The organism is Pseudoalteromonas sp. Isolate6, from assembly GCF_022398435.1.
Lineage (GTDB): Bacteria > Pseudomonadota > Gammaproteobacteria > Enterobacterales > Alteromonadaceae > Pseudoalteromonas > Pseudoalteromonas galatheae.
In genome coordinates this window covers 16,230-29,391 of sequence record NZ_JAKEVK010000065.1, presented here as the reverse complement: position 1 = coordinate 29,391, position 13,162 = coordinate 16,230, and the positions used below count along the sequence as shown (strand labels likewise).

The window sequence follows — 13,162 nt, the reverse complement described above, 5'->3', positions numbered from 1 at the left end:
ATTAAAAGGATAACCCAATGAAAAAATTGTTGATGTTAGGTGCTGTCGTGAGCTTGCTTTGTAATTCTGTTTTTGCAGCAGAGCGAAGTGTTGAATATGGAGAAATTAATCAAATTCTAGATTTAATTGTCAACAAAGCGCAGTCGCAATATATCTTGTCTAAATTTACAGTGGAAGTGAAGCAGCCTGATATCGCGTTAGAGGATGTTAAACTTTGGTTGGAGCAAGATGGCAAGATCATTGCCAACGGTATCATAGATAAAGACGGCAATATTGATTTACCTATTTTATCGCAGTCACGCGCAGATAAAGTCAACTTAGTAATCAATCAAGAAAAAGACGCCGTTGCGATTATGGTCAATACGGATATAGCGCCGTTGACTAAGCAGCAGGTTATGTATCGCGATTTATTCATCCTTTTAGAAGACATGGACGCTTTTGTTGAGTTGATGGCTGGTAGCTTGTCTTGGTTTGCTCCAAGCTTTGATGAACTAGAGTTTACATTTACCGAACCTGCATCAATTCAGTTTGTGGATGCAACAGGTAAAACCCACAAGTTTGTAACCGATGATGAGTTTAAGATCCAAATCCCTAATAAGAAAAAGTGGATGAAGCTAAATCCATCTTTGCAATTTAGTGCTTTACCAACGCAGTTTGCGCCCATTGACTAGGGAAGGTAGCCCGTATGCTTGCTAGCAGGCGGGCATATCCTTTTCCATTAGGTAATTGGTTAACACTTCGCCACGAACGCTCACTTGTTGCTCCTTTATCACTCGGAAACCAAAATGTTCAAAGAAAGGTTTAGCCGTTTTGCTAACATGGGAAAATAAGCGCGTTGTGTTGGTTGTTTTGCTGTGTTCTAAAAGTGCGAGCATAAGTGCTTTACCTATGCCTTGGCCTTGATGTTCGGCATGGCAAAAAAAGTGATCAATAAGACCGTCGGCTTGGATATCGGCAAAGCCAACAATTTTACCATTTAGCACGGCGACAAGGGGTTGATTGCTCCTTAATCGGTCTTGCCAGCCTTTCTCGGCAATATCGCTATGTGCCCATGCATTAACTTGCTTATCGGAGTAATGCTGTATATTTACCGAGCGTATTGTGTCAAACATAAGCTTGTGTAGCGCGGCTTCTTCGCCGCTTTGAAACGGTCTGATGATAATCATTGTTAGCCTTTATTCTTGGAGTCGTAATTGTCCGGAAATAGCAGGTTGCTCTGCAATTTCTGCAAGTCGTACGTATTTTTGTTCAATCAGTTGAGACACCGGAACCAGTTTGGCATCAGTACTTTCAAGTTCTGCTAACTTGGTTGCAAGAAATGCGGCAGTTTCCTTATATGGGTGTGCAATAATAATCACATGCTCATGATTATCAAGTAGTTTAAGCATATGCTGCCACTGCTCGTTAAGTGCCTCTGTGGATATGTCATTGTCTAGAAAGACCTGTCGAGCGACGTTTTTCACGCCGTAAAGGTTGGCTGCATATTGGGCTTGGCTGTGGCTAGTGGTGCGACTATCTAAAAAGTATAATCCGCGCTTTTTTAATATTTCCATAGTCCATTTCATTGGCTCTATTTGTTCGGTTAGTGCTGAGCCCATGTGATTGTTTACGCCTTTAACTTGGGGCAGCGTCGACAGCGCGTTGCCAAGTGTCATTTGCAACTGCCATTTTTCCATATCGGTGGTTAATGCGCCCGGACCAAGCGCCTTTTCCGAGTCTTGTGCCTGCATTGGCACATGTAATAAAAGCTCGCGTTGTTGGCGGCTGGCTGCAAAGGCAAATTGTTGAGAAAAAGGCGTGTGGGGCAGGATCGAAAAAGTGATCCCACCCGGTAAAGACAGTAACTCCAAGTCACGTTGGTGATTGCCAATGTCGTCTATAACAATGGCAAACTGTTTTGCCGGCACTGCAAAGGTCATGCACGCCAGTATTATCCCGATTATTTTTTTTAGCACACAAATTATTATTATAGTTTACAGCCCTACAGGACCGCTTTTTATTTACTGTGATTGAACTAACGCCAGCGCCTTTGGCCAATGCGATGCTAGCTGTTCAATACCGGTTGTTTTGATTGATTCTTCACCAGTGATTATAGCGCTTTTATCGAGCAGGGAAAGCGCTTGTTTGGTAAAATATACATCGGGCTCTATACCTTTACCTTCAATTGATGTACCTGCTGGTGTGTAGTATCTCGCTGTCGTTAACTTTAATGCAGTAGTACCATTGCCAATCGGGATCAAGGATTGAACCGAGCCTTTACCATAAGAGCGTAAGCCAACGACTAAGGCACGTTTATTATCTTTAAGTGCGGCGGCTAAGATCTCGGCCGCTGAAGCGGAACGATTATTGATTAATACCAAAATAGGCGCACCATTTAAAATATCTCCTCGCTTTGCAATGTACGCCTGATTGGCGTCATAGAAGCGACCTTTGGTTGTGACGATTGTGCCACTATCTAAAAAAAGATCTGAGATTGCCACTGCACTATTAAGTGTGCCACCCGGATTGTCACGTAAATCAATAACCAGCTTTTTTAATGGACTGCCTAACTGTACTTGTAGTCGGTTTATTTGTCTTGCTACATCATGATAGGTGTGGTGATTAAAGCTGTTGACGCTTAAAAAACCGGTACCGTCATTTAAGAGTTTACTAGCGACACTTTCGATGACTATCTCTTGACGTTTAAGCTCAAGTGCAACCAGCTCGTCTTGTCTTAATACCACTAAATTGATGAGATTTTTATTTGCAGCTTTGAGTAGGGCAGACACTTCTTCTATCGATTTACCCACGACATTAGCCCCATTGATTGCATGGAGTTTATCACCGCTCTCTATTCCGGCTTGATCCGCAGGTGAATTGGGCAGAGTATCTAAAATAATCACGTAATTATCTTGTTCCTCGACTTCGATACCAAGCCCCGTGTAGCGTCCATTTGCTGCACTGAAGATGGATTCCAAGTCTTCCTCGTTGAGGTATTTAGAGTAGGGATCTAAATTATCAAAAAGGCTCGACAGGTTGCCTGCGTTATAACGGCTCAGAGGCAAGTCTTCAACGTAATAGGTGTGAATATGATACAGGATTTCATCGATTTCTTGAGCCGAAAACTTTTGTGTCGACGCGTGACTAAAAGCGCTAAAACTTAACAAAAGCAGGAAGCTTAATAATGCAACATAGCGCGCTGCAAGCGCGTAAAACCGGGTTTGTCTATTCATGTGCTGCTCCTCATCAAGGCGCAGCACGGGTTATTCAGTTAACTGGATCTGCACCATTTTATCGGATCTACAGCGCTTCCCTTATGCCGTATCTCAAAGTATAGACCAGAATCTCTTTGTCCGCCGCTTTGTCCTACCAAAGCGATCACTTCACCACTGCGAACTTGATCGCCAACATCGCGAAGCAGCGTTTGTGCGTGGCCATATAGGCTCATAAAACCATGACCATGGTCGAGCACAATAACCCAGCCAAAGCCGTTTAACCAATCTGCATATACGACTTGACCGGGAGCGACACTCGCAATTTCAGCACCTTCTTTTGCACCAATGAGAACACCCTTCCAATTCATTCCAGCATGCTTGCTTTGGCCGAATTTATGCTTAATTCGGCCTCTGGTCGGTAAACTCATTTTGCCTTTGAGTTTGGCTAACCCATCTAAGCGTACTTCGGCTTCTCTCTGGGCCTTGGCAAGCTCTTCTAAGGTTTGGATTAAGGTTTGCTCATTTTCTTTTAAATATGCGATAGCAGAGCGTGTTTCACTGAGTTTGTTATTTAGGTTTGCAAGCTGGTTTTGACGTTCTTGCTGCGCCTTTTTGAGCGCTTCCAAGCGTTCGTTCTGATGGTTTTGTAGCGCTTCTAAGCGTGCTTGTGTTCGTGCTAACTCTGCTTGAGTCTGTGCCAATTCTTTGCCGATAGATTTCAGTTGTTCGAGCTGTTTAATCCGTGCTTTATTTAGGTAATCATAATAGGCAATGGTGCGCTCTAGCTTTGTGGCATGCTCTTGATTAAGTAACATTCTGGAATAATCATGAGAGCCTGTCATGTAGGCACTTTTTAGCTGAGCCGCGAGGATCTTTTCAAATTTTTTCTTGTCGTTTAGCAGCGTGCTTTCTTGCTTTTTAAGTTCAGCCTGCTCAGTTTGGTTTTCTTTGATCCCTACTTCTGTGAGTGAGATTGCTTTGGCACTTTTGGCAATATCAAGTTCAAAGGCTTTGAGCTTCGTTTCGTGACGATTAATTTCACCGCGCTGCTTTTCTAATGCTTGTTGGCTAGCTTTAAGCTGTTGCTGGACTTCGTTTAAGTCTTGTTTGGTTCTAGATTCGTTGGCAACAGCGGGCGCTGTTGCCATGAGTAACGCTGCACCGAAAAGTGCAGCATAGTGAAATGTCGTTTTTAACGGCATACAGGCAGGCCGTTATTTTAAACGCATAATTGGAGTGCCAGTCATCTCGCTAGGCTGCTCCATACCGAGTAAATGCAGCATTGTTGGTGCAACATCGCTTAGTGCTTTTCCTGCTTGTGGCTCTGCATCACGACCTACATAAATAAATGGTACAGGCTCGCTGGTGTGAGCGGTATGAGCTTGACCTGTTTTAGGGTTAAGCATTTGCTCTGCATTGCCGTGATCAGCGGTAATAAGAGCTTCGCCACCGCTTTCTTTTAGCGCAGCAACAACACGACCGATACACTTATCAACGGCTTCACATGCTTTTACAGCAGCTTCGAATACACCAGAGTGCCCAACCATGTCACCATTTGGGTAGTTACAGATAATCACGTCAAATTCACCGCTATGAATTGCTTCAACTAACTTATCAGTTAGCATTTCTGAGTTCATCTCTGGCTGTAAGTCGTAAGTGGCAACCTGTGGAGAAGGAATGAGTTCACGTTTTTCACCTTCAAAGAGATCTTCGCGACCGCCGCTAAAGAAGAAAGTGACATGAGCATATTTTTCCGTTTCTGAAATACGCAGCTGAGTTTTGTTGTGCTTAGCTAGCCATTCACCTAGCACGTTAACCAATGCTTCAGGCGCAAAAGCGATAGGGGCTTTGATGTCGGCAGCGTACTCAGTCATCATAACAAACGCACTTAGGTCCGGTGCTTTACGTTTTTCGAAGCCGTTAAAGTCAGCATCAACAAAAGCACGGGTCATTTGGCGCGCTCGGTCTGCACGGAAGTTCATAAAGATAACCGTATCGCCATCATTGATAGTAGCGGCTGGTTGCCCTTCTTCGGTGATCACCGATGCTTTAACAAACTCATCGTTTTCATCACGCGCGTAAGCTGCTTGTAGCGCTTCAACGCCATTACTATAAGTAAAATCAGCGTCGCCACTTACCATCAGGTTGTATGCAGACTCGACGCGGTCCCAACGATTGTCACGGTCCATAGCATAGTAGCGACCAATAATAGACGCTAGTCGGCCACAATTGAGTGACTGCATCAAAGCTTCCATTTTTTCAATTGACGCCTGTGCGCTGCGAGGTGGTGTATCGCGGCCATCCAAAAATGCGTGCAAATAAACGGTTGCACCGCGCTCAGCTGCTAATTTAATTGCCGCAACTATGTGGTCTTCATGACTGTGAACGCCACCTGGGCTCAATAATCCCATCAGGTGAACGGCTTTACCTTTTGCTACTGCTTTGTCTATGTTCTCAACCAGAGCTGGGTTGTGCTCAAACTCACCATCATCAATCGCTTTAGTGATCCGCGTGAAGTCTTGATAAACCACACGCCCCGCGCCGAGGTTAACGTGGCCAACTTCGGAATTCCCCATTTGCCCATCAGGCAGACCAACATCAAGACCTGAACCTGAAATCAAGGTGTGCGGAGCAGAGCGCCATAGTTCATCTAATACTGGGGTATTGGCTGCTAAAATAGCATTGCTCTCGCTTTCTTCGCGATAGCCCCAACCGTCTAAAATCATTAATACCAATGGCTTTTTCTTAGCTGTCATTTGCGCTCCTGAAATCCTGAATTAGGCACGATGTTGAAATCTTATAACAAGCGCTACAATGCCGAGCTTTGCAGCGTCACTATAAGTTTGCTCTGGTTGCTGACAAGTAGAATACCTTTTTTTGTATGAATATTCAGCCCCACAGTGATGAATTATCAACTTTGAGATTGATATTTGCTCATGTTGAACAAGTCTGTTTTGTCGAGAATAAAGCAGGTATACTTGCTGCCACTTTATCGTTTAATAATTTTTGGTTGATAAATTAATGGAACAATACGTTGCGTTTTTAGGTAACCATCCGGTACTTAGCATCATTTGGGTTGTGTTAGCCGCGATGTTAGTGAGTAGTTGGTTTAAGAGTAAGTTTTCGAAAATTAGACAAATTAATCCTCAGCAGCTAACCATGCTAGTTAACCGCCAAGATGGTCAGGTACTCGATATGCGTGCAGCAAAAGAGTTTAACCAAGGTCACATTGCAGGTTCTGAGCAGGTGAGTGCGGAAAAACTCAAGCAAAAAGATTTTGCTGGTCTTGAAAAACATAAATCTAAGCCCATTATATTGGTCTGTAACACAGGTATGACGGCATCTGCTGTTGCTGATAACATGCACAAAGCTGGATTCGGGCAAGTGTTCGTATTATCAGGTGGTATTGGCGCATGGCAAAGTGCGGGTTTACCAATCTCTAACGGAAAATAACTGAGGTCTATGATGAGCCAAGTCGTAATTTATACCAAAGACTATTGTCCATTTTGTCATCGCGCAAAAGCATTATTAGATGCAAAAGGTGTCACATACACAGAGTATGATATTGGCGCACAGCCTGAGCTTCGTGACGAGATGATCGAAAAAGCCAACGGTAGCTATACCGTTCCACAAATCTTTATCGCTGAGCGCCATATTGGTGGTTGCGACGATATGATGGCGCTTGAAGCGCAAGGCGAACTCGATAAGCTATTACAAGCATAAGATTGATTGAGCTTTAGCTCAGCTTACTTTTTATAATGACTGCTAAGAATTTAGCAGGATCACAACAGAATTTAGGAAATTATCATGGCAGAACAAAACCAAGCAGCAGAACAACAACAAGAAGGCGCTCAGTTCAACATTCAACGTATCTACACTAAAGATGTATCGTTTGAAACGCCAAACTCACCAGGTATCTTCCAGAAAGAGTGGACACCAGAAGTTAAGCTAGACATGGACACGCGTTCAGCAAAGCTTGATGAAAACGTATTTGAAGTTGTTCTAGCACTAACAGTAACGGCAACGATTGGTGAAGAAACTGCATTCCTATGTGAAATCCAACAAGCTGGTATCTTTGCCATTGCAGATCTTGAAGAAATGCAAATGGCACACATGCTAGGCGCATTCTGCCCTAACATCCTATTCCCTTATGCGCGTGAAGCGGTAGCTAGTCTAGTTAACCGTGGTACTTTCCCGCAGTTAAACCTTGCGCCAGTTAACTTTGACGCATTATTCGCTCAGTATATGCAGCAACGTGCGGCTCAAGCACAGCCTGAGCAAACTGCTGACGCATAATTGATGAGTACAGCAAAATCAGCTGTAACTGTATTAGGGGCGGGGTCTTATGGCACCGCCCTTGCTATTTGTTTCGCCCGAAATGGTCATCAAGTGACACTGTGGGGACGCAATAGCGAACACGTTGAGGCGCTAGCAGCTGAGCGCAAAAACCAACGTTATCTTCCTGACATCCAGTTTCCAAACACGCTTGAACTTGAGGCCGATTTAGAAACGGCTGTTAAGTCTAGCGAGCGTATTTTGGTGGTTGTGCCAAGTCACGCGTTTGCAGACACCTTGAAGAAGATTAAACCTATGCTACTTGAGAATGCAAAAGTAGCTTGGGCAACCAAGGGGCTTGAACCAAATACTGGGCGACTATTGCAAGAAGTTGCACTGGATGTGTTAGGTGACGATGTGCCGCTGGCGGTGCTAAGTGGACCTACTTTTGCAAAAGAAATGGCCGCGGGATTACCCACTGCTATTTCTGTGTCTTCGGTTTGTGCAAAATTTCGTGAAGAGCTCGCAGAGCTGTTACATTGCGGCCGCTCGTTTCGGGTCTATAGCAACGAAGACTTTATTGGTATTCAGCTCGGTGGCGCAGTTAAAAACGTTATCGCAATTGGCGCGGGCATGTCTGACGGCTTTGGTTTTGGTGCGAATGCCAGAACGGCGCTTATCACCCGAGGACTCGCTGAACTTTGTCGTTTAGGGTGTGCGTTAGGCGCGCGCTCTGAAACCTTTATGGGTATGGCAGGGCTTGGTGATCTGATTCTCACTTGTACGGATAACCAGTCGCGTAATCGCCGCTTTGGTCTTGCGCTTGGCTCGGGAAAGTCGGTCGATGAGGCGATGTCGAGTATTGGTCAAGTGGTTGAAGGCTATCGTAATACCAAAGAAGTTTATCTACTTGCCAAACGCACTGGTATTGAAATGCCTATCACTGAGCAGATCTATCAAGTGCTTTATGAGCAAAAAGATGTGAAAGAAGCCGCAATGGCGTTACTCGGTCGCGAAAAGCGAGCTGAGTGATAAGCGAATAGAGAGGCGTAGTTACCTCTCTATTACTCTCCAAACTTCATGTTATAGCGACGCTTAAACCACAGTAGAAATGGGATTTCAATCACGCTAAATGCGACAATCGTAAACACCACCCAGTTACTCTCAAAAAACACTAACGAAAATTCGATACCCTTGCCATAGTACAAACTTCCAGACACGACTAAAGAAACCGCAGTAACCAATAAATCTTGTTTGCTGATACTGGCGAGGCTTTTCTCTTTTAACTTTGGGTAAACGAATACGTAGGCCACAAAAAGGAGAATAAAATTGAGTAAAATAAGCGTTAGCTCAGGTGACATGATTACCTCTATGCCTTGTGTGTCATTCGGCACAAGATAACATAATTTCTTAGCTTAATGCCTCGTGGAAACGCTTTTTATCTGATACTGAACAGGTATAATGATAAATCCAACTTTTGAGGTGCACATGATCTCCAAGAATCAACAAAAACTACTTCGTGCTTTAGGGCAAAAAAAATATCGCAAACAACATGGCCTGTATTTGGTACAAGGCGAGAAGAATGTGATTGAGTTAGTTGATGCTGGGTTGGCCGTTGAACAGCTGTTCGCGACCAATGAGTTCATGACAAAGTATAAATCCAAACTCGTTAATATTGCCTGTGTCGAAGCAGAAGAGGAAGTGCTGAGTAAGGTGAGCACTTTAGTGTCAAATAATGCAGCGATAGCGGTCGTTGCAATGCCGCCGGCAGAAGAAATTAATACTGCTGGGTTAGTGTTAGCATTAGATGGAGTCTCAGACCCAGGTAATCTCGGTACCATTATTCGTCTTGCTGATTGGTATGGATTGACGCAGCTTGTGGTGAGCGAAAACTGCGCCGATCAATTTAACCCTAAAGTGATCAGTGCCACCATGGGCTCATTTGTGCGTGTTAATGTGGTGAGAACCGATCTTGAGGCCTTTTTAAAGCAATATCAAGGCGAGTGCTATGGTGCATTCCTTGGTGGTGAAAGTGTGCATCAGTGTCAATTTAGTCGTAATGCCGTGTTGGTAATGGGCAGCGAGTCTCATGGTATTAGCGATACCATAGCGGCTCACATCAATAAAAAGGTGACTATTCCTGCGTTTGGTGGTGCTGAGTCATTAAATGTGGCGATGGCTACTGGGATCATTCTGGATAATATTAAACGCTGTCATTGCTAACGCATAGATCTTACTAATGAATTGTCTTATTCTCAAAAGTAACCGCGAACAACAATAATAAGCTATGCGACTGAGTAGCATCAAACTGGCCGGCTTTAAATCTTTCGTAGAGCCAACCAAGATCCCGTTTCCTGACCAGATGACATGTGTGGTTGGGCCAAACGGCTGTGGTAAGTCTAATGTTATTGATGCGGTTCGCTGGGTGCTGGGAGAAAGCTCTGCGAAAAACCTCCGTGGCGATGCCATGACAGACGTTATTTTTAATGGTTCAACCAAACGTAAACCTATCTCGCAAGCTTCTGTAGAACTGATTTTTGATAATACTCAAGGCCGGTTGCCCGGCACGTTTGCAGATCGTAATCAAATTGCCATTAAGCGCTTAGTAACGCGCGATGGCCAATCTCTTTATTTTTTAAATGGTAGTAAGTGCCGTAAGCGCGATATCACAGATATCTTTTTAGGTACTGGCCTAGGTCCTCGCAGTTACGCAATCATTGAGCAAGGAATGATCTCGCGCTTGATTGAAAGTAAGCCGCAAGAGTTAAGAGTTTTTTTAGAAGAAGCCGCCGGAATTTCAAAATATAAAGAGCGTCGACGAGAAACCCAAACTCGCATCAAGAGTACCCGCGAAAACATGGAGCGTTTGCTCGATGTTAGGCAAGAGCTACAGAGTCAGCTAGATAAACTGGCACTTCAAGCACAACAGGCGAGCGAATATAAGTCTTTAAAGTCGCAAGAGCGAGACCTAAAGTCGTGGATAGCAATTTTAAAATGGCAAAGCCTTGAGCAAAAGCAGGCAATCAAAGCCAAAGAAATTGCCAAACTCAATGAGAAATTAGCATTTTTTAATGAAGCTCACAGTGGCCATGACAGCATTTTGGCAACGCTAGAACATGAAATTAAGCATTTCAATGATGGCTATGAGCAAGCACAACATAGCGTGCACCGAATTGAAACCCAGTTGGCAACGCTTGAGCAACAGAAAGTCAATCTAACAGATAAAAAGCGTCTGCTAATTGAGCAGTCTCAAATACTGAAATCACAACAGCAAGAAGTAATTGAGGCGCAAGACGAGCAAGCCGAGTATGTGGCGAGCAGCGCAGAAAAAGTCGCTGAAGTTTCTGAACGACTTGAAATTGCGCTATTGCAACTGGAAGAAATTCAACTCACAAATGAGCAAAGTGACACAGAGCTGGCTCAGTTAGAAGCGCAGTATAGTGGCGCACAGAAGCAGTACCAACAAATACATGCTCAGGTACAGCAAGGGGCAAGCCAATTAGCGCAACAACAGCAAGCTAAACTGCACGTAGATAAGCGTCAGGCTGAGCTGCTGGAACAGGCTGATACGCATCACGCATCTATGTTGGAAAGTGACTTGATTGAAGCTCAGGATGCACATCATCAGCTAGTTCAAGCGATGGCCAAATTACAAAGCCAAGCTGGTAAGTTGCAAGGCCAAGAGCAAACCAATAAAGAAGAAATCTTACAGGCGCAGACTCATGCTCAAAAAGCGCTTCAGGCGCTACAAGAAGTGCAATCTGAAATAAAAGCGTTATCACGCTGGGCAGATGAAGCGTCGGAGGCTTCTGCTGCGACTATGTTATCGCAACTTGTTGTTGAGTCAGGGTATGAAGAATGCGTGGAAGCGGCACTGCTTGGGTTGACGCATTTAGTCGTTGAGCAAAGCGAAATGAATACGCTATGGCCCATTGAACTCGAAGTTCCCGTTGATTCCGTCGCGACAAAAATAAGCTCAGGACTGTTCCCCAGCTTTTTAACTAAAATAAAATTATGTGCTGAATCTACAGACTTTCAATCGTGTGAACAATTCCTTCTCGGCGTGACGGTCAGTGGCATTATTGTGGGGGATAACTTTAAGGCCAAGGCGAAAAGCAATGAAGAGAGTGGCGCATTAAAACGCTATGCCCAATTGCAGTCATGCCATACTCAGCTTCCTCATTTGCAACAACTCGCCGAAGAGGCTGAGCAGGTTGTAGCACAAAAGCGTATTGCCCTTGAAGACACACAAGCTGACTTATTAGAAACACAGCAATGCGTTCACGAAAAAGCACAAGCAATCGCCAGCCATAAAACCAAAATTGAAATGCTGGATGAGAATCTGAGCGCTTGGCGTGAGCAAGGACAAAAAATTCAAGAACAGCTTGATGCCATTGCTCAAGAACGAAGCGAGGTCATTGAACAACTTGAACTTGATACTGAACAGCAATTACAACGTGATGAGTTGCTAGCGAAAGTACAACAAAAACAACAACTGGCCGAGGCTAAGTTGGCCGAGTTTAAACAACATAGTCAATCTCGGCGCGCCGCATTACAAGACGCGCAGCAATTAGTTCATACTACAAAACTTGCATCGCAGCAGGCAGAAAGTGAACTACAGCTCAGCAATTCTAAGTTGGAACACTTGCAACATCGTCGCGATGAAATAAACCAGCGCATCGAGCAAACGCAAGCAGATATTTTGCTTTGTGAAGAGCCGCTCGCGGAGGCGCATAAAGACATAGAATTATTGCTCGTCCAACATCTAGAAGCCAAAGCGCAAAAGCAAACGATGTTGGATACGCTCAACCAAGCTAAGGAAAACCTCTCCCAAAAACAAGCGGCATTAAAAGATGCACAAGGCGAAGTGAGTAAACTCAATGAGTCTTTGCAACAAGTGAAACTTGAAGAGCAAAGCTTGATGATTAAAGCACAAGCGGCACTTGAACCCTTACAGGAGCTTGGTCGGACACTAAAAGCGGAGCTGGCACAATTACCTGAGGATGCAAACTTGGGTCAGTATCAAGCTAATTTGAGTCGAGTGAGTAATGATCTTGGTAAGTTAGGGGCTGTGAACTTAGCCGCAATTGAAGAGTTTGAAGAAGCGAAGGCGCGCAAAACCTATTTAGATACACAGCTGGACGATCTCACTAATGCGTTAGAAACGTTAGAAGCGGTGATCAGAAAAATTGATAAAGAGACCAAAACCCGCTTCAGTGCCACCTTTAATCAAGTGAATGAAGATTTAGCCGAGTTATTTCCTAAAGTGTTTGGCGGGGGAAATGCGTACCTGGAATTGACTAGCGATGACCTGCTTGAAAGTGGTGTTTCTATCATGGCAAGGCCGCCTGGTAAGAAAAACTCGACAATTCATCTGTTAAGTGGTGGAGAAAAAGCGCTGACCGCATTATCATTGGTGTTCTCAATATTCAGGCTTAATCCAGCCCCATTCTGTATGCTGGATGAAGTAGATGCACCGCTTGATGACGCAAACGTAGGACGATTTTGTCGTTTGGTTGAAGAAATGTCGCAAACAGTGCAATTTATTTATATCAGTCATAATAAGGTCGCTATGGAAATGGCGGGTAGACTGACGGGGGTAACCATGGCAGAACCCGGGGTATCGCGCATGGTTGCCGTAGATATAGAACAAGCGGTGCAAATGGCACAGGCATAACAACAAAAAAGGTGAG

13 protein-coding genes are annotated in these 13,162 nt (G+C 44.4%); 7 read left to right on the top strand and 6 right to left on the bottom strand.

Annotated features, from left to right (window positions below; translation table 11 throughout):
* Positions 1 to 17 precede the first annotated feature (17 nt).
* Complete coding sequence (locus L1D50_RS11320; RefSeq protein WP_138522688.1) at positions 18 to 671, top strand: DUF2987 domain-containing protein; 654 nt, start codon at positions 18 to 20, stop codon at positions 669 to 671.
* Between the two features lie 21 nt (positions 672 to 692).
* On the opposite strand, the gene L1D50_RS11315 is transcribed toward L1D50_RS11320, so the two are convergent.
* The 5 genes from L1D50_RS11315 to gpmM all read right to left on the bottom strand — a co-directional run bounded on the left by L1D50_RS11315 (position 693) and on the right by gpmM (position 5,950).
* Complete coding sequence (locus L1D50_RS11315) at positions 693 to 1,166, bottom strand: GNAT family N-acetyltransferase (protein ID WP_138522686.1); 474 nt, start codon at positions 1,164 to 1,166, stop codon at positions 693 to 695.
* A gap of 9 nt (positions 1,167 to 1,175) precedes the next feature.
* On the bottom strand, positions 1,176 to 1,919 hold the full coding sequence (locus L1D50_RS11310; RefSeq protein ID WP_128725322.1) for a divergent polysaccharide deacetylase family protein: 744 nt from the start codon (positions 1,917 to 1,919) through the stop codon (positions 1,176 to 1,178).
* Between the two features lie 81 nt (positions 1,920 to 2,000).
* The gene (locus L1D50_RS11305) at positions 2,001 to 3,212 is read right to left on the bottom strand and encodes a S41 family peptidase (RefSeq protein ID WP_128725321.1); all 1,212 of its coding nucleotides are present in this window, start codon (positions 3,210 to 3,212) and stop codon (positions 2,001 to 2,003) included.
* 38 nt (positions 3,213 to 3,250) lie between these two features.
* Positions 3,251 to 4,396 carry a peptidoglycan DD-metalloendopeptidase family protein gene (locus L1D50_RS11300; protein WP_239966057.1) on the bottom strand — a complete coding sequence of 382 codons (1,146 nt, stop codon included), beginning with the start codon at positions 4,394 to 4,396 and terminating at the stop codon, positions 3,251 to 3,253.
* A gap of 12 nt (positions 4,397 to 4,408) precedes the next feature.
* Positions 4,409 to 5,950, bottom strand: a complete 1,542-nt coding sequence (gpmM, locus tag L1D50_RS11295) for a 2,3-bisphosphoglycerate-independent phosphoglycerate mutase (RefSeq protein WP_128725319.1) — start codon at positions 5,948 to 5,950, stop codon at positions 4,409 to 4,411.
* 265 nt (positions 5,951 to 6,215) lie between these two features.
* On the opposite strand from gpmM, the gene L1D50_RS11290 reads away from it, so the two are divergent.
* The 4 genes from L1D50_RS11290 (at position 6,216) to gpsA (ending at position 8,501) form a co-directional block, all read left to right on the top strand.
* The gene (locus L1D50_RS11290) at positions 6,216 to 6,647 is read left to right on the top strand and encodes a rhodanese-like domain-containing protein (protein ID WP_128725318.1); all 432 of its coding nucleotides are present in this window, start codon (positions 6,216 to 6,218) and stop codon (positions 6,645 to 6,647) included.
* Between the two features lie 12 nt (positions 6,648 to 6,659).
* Complete coding sequence (grxC, locus tag L1D50_RS11285) at positions 6,660 to 6,917, top strand: glutaredoxin 3 (protein WP_128725343.1); 258 nt, start codon at positions 6,660 to 6,662, stop codon at positions 6,915 to 6,917.
* 84 nt (positions 6,918 to 7,001) lie between these two features.
* Positions 7,002 to 7,490 carry a protein-export chaperone SecB gene (secB, locus tag L1D50_RS11280; RefSeq protein WP_128725317.1) on the top strand — a complete coding sequence of 163 codons (489 nt, stop codon included), beginning with the start codon at positions 7,002 to 7,004 and terminating at the stop codon, positions 7,488 to 7,490.
* Between the two features lie 3 nt (positions 7,491 to 7,493).
* On the top strand, positions 7,494 to 8,501 hold the full coding sequence (gene gpsA / locus L1D50_RS11275; RefSeq protein WP_138522683.1) for an NAD(P)H-dependent glycerol-3-phosphate dehydrogenase: 1,008 nt from the start codon (positions 7,494 to 7,496) through the stop codon (positions 8,499 to 8,501).
* A 32-nt stretch (positions 8,502 to 8,533) separates the two neighbouring features.
* Here gpsA and L1D50_RS11270 read toward each other — a convergent pair whose 3' ends face one another.
* On the bottom strand, positions 8,534 to 8,830 hold the full coding sequence (locus L1D50_RS11270) for a hypothetical protein (protein ID WP_128725315.1): 297 nt from the start codon (positions 8,828 to 8,830) through the stop codon (positions 8,534 to 8,536).
* 127 nt (positions 8,831 to 8,957) lie between these two features.
* Here L1D50_RS11270 and L1D50_RS11265 point away from each other — a divergent pair, with 127 nt between their 5' ends.
* The gene (locus tag L1D50_RS11265) at positions 8,958 to 9,692 is read left to right on the top strand and encodes an RNA methyltransferase (RefSeq protein ID WP_193554549.1); all 735 of its coding nucleotides are present in this window, start codon (positions 8,958 to 8,960) and stop codon (positions 9,690 to 9,692) included.
* A 64-nt stretch (positions 9,693 to 9,756) separates the two neighbouring features.
* On the top strand, positions 9,757 to 13,146 hold the full coding sequence (locus L1D50_RS11260) for an AAA family ATPase (protein ID WP_128725313.1): 3,390 nt from the start codon (positions 9,757 to 9,759) through the stop codon (positions 13,144 to 13,146).
* Positions 13,147 to 13,162: the final 16 nt, after the last annotated feature.

Excerpts from the sequence above, each read along its gene's own strand:
- L1D50_RS11320 (WP_138522688.1), top strand. The coding sequence starts at position 18 with ATGAAAAAATTGTTGATGTTAGGTGCTGTCGTGAGCTTGCTTTGTAAT.
- L1D50_RS11315 (WP_138522686.1), bottom strand. The coding sequence starts at position 1,166 with ATGATTATCATCAGACCGTTTCAAAGCGGCGAAGAAGCCGCGCTACAC.
- L1D50_RS11310 (WP_128725322.1), bottom strand. The coding sequence starts at position 1,919 with ATGACCTTTGCAGTGCCGGCAAAACAGTTTGCCATTGTTATAGACGAC.
- L1D50_RS11305 (WP_128725321.1), bottom strand. The coding sequence starts at position 3,212 with ATGAATAGACAAACCCGGTTTTACGCGCTTGCAGCGCGCTATGTTGCA.
- L1D50_RS11300 (WP_239966057.1), bottom strand. The coding sequence starts at position 4,396 with ATGCCGTTAAAAACGACATTTCACTATGCTGCACTTTTCGGTGCAGCG.
- gpmM (WP_128725319.1), bottom strand. The coding sequence starts at position 5,950 with ATGACAGCTAAGAAAAAGCCATTGGTATTAATGATTTTAGACGGTTGG.
- L1D50_RS11290 (WP_128725318.1), top strand. The coding sequence starts at position 6,216 with ATGGAACAATACGTTGCGTTTTTAGGTAACCATCCGGTACTTAGCATC.
- grxC (WP_128725343.1), top strand. The coding sequence starts at position 6,660 with ATGAGCCAAGTCGTAATTTATACCAAAGACTATTGTCCATTTTGTCAT.
- secB (WP_128725317.1), top strand. The coding sequence starts at position 7,002 with ATGGCAGAACAAAACCAAGCAGCAGAACAACAACAAGAAGGCGCTCAG.
- gpsA (WP_138522683.1), top strand. The coding sequence starts at position 7,494 with ATGAGTACAGCAAAATCAGCTGTAACTGTATTAGGGGCGGGGTCTTAT.
- L1D50_RS11270 (WP_128725315.1), bottom strand. The coding sequence starts at position 8,830 with ATGTCACCTGAGCTAACGCTTATTTTACTCAATTTTATTCTCCTTTTT.
- L1D50_RS11265 (WP_193554549.1), top strand. The coding sequence starts at position 8,958 with ATGATCTCCAAGAATCAACAAAAACTACTTCGTGCTTTAGGGCAAAAA.
- L1D50_RS11260 (WP_128725313.1), top strand. The coding sequence starts at position 9,757 with ATGCGACTGAGTAGCATCAAACTGGCCGGCTTTAAATCTTTCGTAGAG.